Genomic DNA, 4,344 nt, shown 5'->3' with positions numbered 1-4,344 from the left:
ATGAAGAAACGTATAATGAATTTCTAGAAATTGTAAAAAATTGTATATAGAAAAAACAAAAAGTGTATTTTGACTTAAAATAACAGTCAATTTTACACTTTTTGTTTTTTACTCCGAAACTCAGGAACATTTATGTTATTTTATTTTGTAATATTACATCACTTTTTTAATAATTTTTACCTATACACACAATTATGAGTACATTTGGGCAAAAAAATAATCTCAATAAGAGATTATTTTTTGATTGCGTTTTGTTCGATTGTGTTAATAGTTTTTGGGGGTATTGTTTCACAATAACTAAACATATTTGCAATACCTTTAAATGATTGTTCTGGAATTGCAAGATCTTTAAGTTGATCAAATGATACAAATAAATTAATATCTGCTAGTTTGTCTTGTTCAATTTTTTGTACAAATTCGGGGTCAGCAACAAATACTGAACTAAGACCTACTAAATCAGAATATTTAAGTGCTTCTAAACATTTTTCAGGGTTATTAATTCCGCCGCTTGAAATTACAGCAATACGTTTATTAATATGTTCGTAAATAACTTTATTTACAAGTTCACCTTTGTATTTGCATTCTGAACGCACTTTGTTTAAGTAAATATCGTGTCCTCAACTTGCAATTGCAAGATAATCAATTTTGCCCAAATCTATTGCTAAATCAGTTAATTGGCAAAATTCTTCAATTGTGTAACCTAACTCACCACCATATGTTTCTTCAGGCGTTGCTCTAAAACCAAATATGAAATCTTTAGGGGCATATTCATCTATTATTGATCTTATTTTAGTTAAAATTTCACGCGCAAGTCTTGAACGATTTTCAAATGTTTCAGATGAGTATTCATCGTTACGTTTATTAACAATTTTACTGAAAAATGTTTGGATTAGCAACCTTTGAGCCATTGAAATCTCAACTCCATCAAAACCTGCTTTAATAGCTCTGATTGTTGCGTTTCCATAGTCTTCAATAATTTGTTTAATTTGTTCTTTGGTTAACTCAAAAACTTCGTGTTCAAAAGGATAAAAATTATGTTCATATGATGGACCATATAAATGACCATATTTTCTCAATGATGCCTGTGAAAATTTACCAGCATGCGCTAATTGTAAAATAACTTTGTTTTCAGGTGTCTTCATTGCATCACGAAGTTGTTTTAGTGATTCAATGTAATCATCACTTTTTGCACTGTAACCAAATTCAAAGAGTTGGCCATATTCATCAAAGTATGTTCCACCTGAAATTTGCAATGGTGCACTATGTGCACGACGTTTTGCATATTCTGTTTCTTCAGGCGTCATAAATCCATCTTCTGAAGCTAAACTCAACGTCATTGGTGAAAGCACAAAACGGTTTTTCAATGTGAAATTATTTAATTTATATGGTTCAAATAAGGGTTTAAATTTATTCATTAGTTTTCATTATCCAAAATTATGTCTGCTACTTCTTCAGCACTTATTTCATTAAAGAAATAACTTTGAAGATTTGCTTTGTTAAATGCTTCAATAAGGTCTTCTCTCTTCATTTTTGTACCAATTAAAGCTTGTTCAAGGTCTTCAAGTGTTTTTGTTCGTGCAAAGAAATCACCACTAATTTTAATTTTGCTTATTTTTTGTTGCTCTACTGCAATAGAGAAGTTAATTGTTCCGATTTTTAATCTCGCATCACGGTTATATTCATAACGTGGACTAAGTCCATAAGTTCAATCTCAATTTTTGTATTTTGTATTCACTAATTCATCAATTTCTGCTCAATCTTTTTCACTCAATTCATAACGATTAACTTTACTTAAGTCGTCTGTTTCAAAAAGTTTTTTAAGGAAGATATCTTTAAATTCAAAAATATCAAGGTTTTGGTATTTTTTGTCGAGGTATTGACTTAAAGCAGCAACTCTTTGTCGTACTGATTTAATTCCTTTAGCTTCAATTTTTTTACGGTTTGGATTCAACACTTTTTCCATAGCGTCATAGTCAAGATTGTAAAGCAATGTGTTTCCACCATAAATAATTTCATCATTAATTAACATCATTGCTGCACCTGATACTTTACGTCCATCAATTGTTAGGTCGTTTTTACCAGTTTGAGTTACAGTTGTAGCACCCATTTCACGTAAAATTTTTATTATTGGTTCATAGAATTTTGCATAGTTTCCAAGTACACTTTCATGTTCTTTGTATGGAATTAAGTAGCAAATACCTACAGAGTTTGAGTCAATGTAAATAGTTCCGCCACCAGTATTTCTACGCACAATTTCAATATTTTTTTCTTTAAGGTAGTTGAAATTTACTTCAACTTCAGGGTTTTGGAAATATCCCATTTGAATATGAGCATCACAAATACCTGGAAATACGATTGTTTCATTGAAGCGTAAGTGACTAGAAGCTCAGATTTGAATTGCAAGTCAGTATGCTCCATCTTTAATGTATTTACCATTTCTAATTGGTTCGATTAATATCATGATTTTCCTTTAACAAGTTAGCTATTGTTTCTTTAATGTCTTCTGTATAAACAATTGTTTTAGGTTTGATGTCTTGTGGCAATCTATACGATTTGTTATTCATTGCTAAGTATAATGCATTCGGATATTGTTGAGTCATTGCTCAAAACGGGTGTTTAATAAGCATTGGTGTTGAGTATCCAACACCAATTTCTCAAAATAAAATCTTTTTGTCTTTATTTTGAGAAATAAATTGTTCATATCGCCTTTTTTCTTCAAAAAAACGCTCGTCTTCAACCATTCCTTTACCTTTGAGTCTTTTATTAACCTCTAAAAAATCACCACATTTAGGACATCGCGGAATAATATCGAGGTCAACTTTCATATCTTTTTGTTCACGAATCATACGATAAACTGCTTCATCATTTGAGTATCGTTGATTATGACACATTTGAGAACACTGCAATAAATTATATTTACCTTGAATGTAGAAAATTTTGTCTTCATCAAAGTTTGCAGCTTCAAGACTATTATCAGAATTTGTTGTAATAATGAAGTAATTTTTGCCTTTTATATACTCGTTTAGCTTCAAAAAGCTTTCGCTAGCTGGTTGATCAAAATAGTTCAACTCCATAAATCGTGAATGAAATGCTCAGTAGTTCTGAATGTTATCAAAATGATAAACACTAGCCTGCAACATATCTAAAAACTTAAATTCATCAATAAAATCTTTAAAATTAGCAACAAATCTTTTACCAGTATAACCGATTCCATCAGCACTAGTCATGCCTGAACCAATACCTAAAACAATTGCGTCAGCTTCATTTATTAAATCATTTAATTGCTTAACATTATCAATTTTTGTATTTCACATAATTAAAAGTCTTCAGCTGCTTCAAAAACACTTTTATCAATGTTGGTTAGCTTTATAATTCAATTTTGTTCTTCTTTGTGTGAACTTAACATTTTAGGTGATTCAATTGCTAATTTATTTCATTCAACTACAGTGGCATCTAGAGGCATTTTTAGAGTTAAAACTGCTTTTGATGCTTCAAGTGCTGCAAATTGATCACCTGCTTTAAGTTCTTTTTTATCAGTGTTTTTAAATTCTAGATAACCAATTGTTCCTATATCATCCTGCATTTCAGGAGTCATTTTTAGTAAGTAAATTTCTTGATTATCAAGTTTTTCAATTACAAGATATTTAATCACTTTTTTCATATTAAACCTTCTTTCTGTTGTAAAAATCTGCAACTAGTTTAAGAGCCTTTTTGCGATCCTCAATGCTTGACATAGTAGGCAAGATCATCAAATGATCCACATTCAATTCTCTACATAAATCATCTAGTTTTGAAACATCATTAACGTTGTTAAGAGCATAAATTCCATCAAAATTATCCTCATACATTGCTTGTTGCAATGCAGAAAATTTAATTTGTTTAAAATCTTCATACTCTGGATAACTATCAAAATAATTGAATTCCTTAAGACCAAGTCTATACATTCCTAAAATTTGTTGATTTTGCAATGTTTTTTCAATACTTTCGCCACTAACTACATTAATGCTTATAGCAACATCTTCAGGTTTTTTGCCTCATGTTTGTGTATAAGTTTGAATATATGTATCAATTACTTGCTTTGCATTTGATTTGAAAGGATTTAAAAATCAACCATAATTCATTTTGAACTTATTTTTTGCTGCAAAAATAGCTGATTTTATTGATGTAAGCAGTAATGTAGGAGTAATTTTTTGCTCACATACCGGATTAACTCTTAGTTCATTTGCTTTATTAGAATTAACAAATTCATTGACTTCTAATAATTTTTGTTGAAAATTCTCAACATTTGCATTGGAATTCAGTAATTTTGCAACTTTTTGAGTACCTGGATTGTAACCAAAACCA

5 protein-coding genes are annotated in these 4,344 nt (G+C 29.9%); all 5 read right to left on the bottom strand.

The window, feature by feature from the left end:
• Positions 1 to 233: 233 nt before the first annotated feature.
• Positions 234 to 1,415: an NADH-dependent flavin oxidoreductase gene (locus E1I18_RS03580; RefSeq protein ID WP_141484220.1), complete on the bottom strand. Its 1,182-nt coding sequence runs from the start codon at positions 1,413 to 1,415 to the stop codon at positions 234 to 236.
• A complete protein-coding gene (locus E1I18_RS03575) occupies positions 1,415 to 2,461 on the bottom strand; it encodes a lipoate--protein ligase (protein WP_141484219.1) in 1,047 nt (348 codons plus the stop codon). Before E1I18_RS03575 ends, E1I18_RS03580 begins: the two co-directional genes overlap by 1 nt.
• Complete coding sequence (locus tag E1I18_RS03570) at positions 2,439 to 3,314, bottom strand: SIR2 family NAD-dependent protein deacylase (RefSeq protein WP_141484218.1); 876 nt, start codon at positions 3,312 to 3,314, stop codon at positions 2,439 to 2,441. Before E1I18_RS03570 ends, E1I18_RS03575 begins: the two co-directional genes overlap by 23 nt.
• A 2-nt stretch (positions 3,315 to 3,316) precedes the next feature.
• The gene (locus E1I18_RS03565) at positions 3,317 to 3,661 is read right to left on the bottom strand and encodes a glycine cleavage system protein H (RefSeq protein ID WP_141484217.1); all 345 of its coding nucleotides are present in this window, start codon (positions 3,659 to 3,661) and stop codon (positions 3,317 to 3,319) included.
• 1 nt (position 3,662) lies between these two features.
• Positions 3,663 to 4,344: LLM class flavin-dependent oxidoreductase (locus E1I18_RS03745; RefSeq protein WP_170218547.1), on the bottom strand; the 682-nt coding region annotated here is incomplete at its 5' end.

Source organism: Mycoplasmopsis mucosicanis, from assembly GCF_006546935.1.
Lineage (GTDB): Bacteria > Bacillota_I > Bacilli_A > Mycoplasmatales > Metamycoplasmataceae > Mycoplasmopsis > Mycoplasmopsis mucosicanis.
The sequence above is the reverse complement of the archived record's forward strand: the minus strand, read 5'-3'. Positions and strand labels throughout refer to the sequence as shown.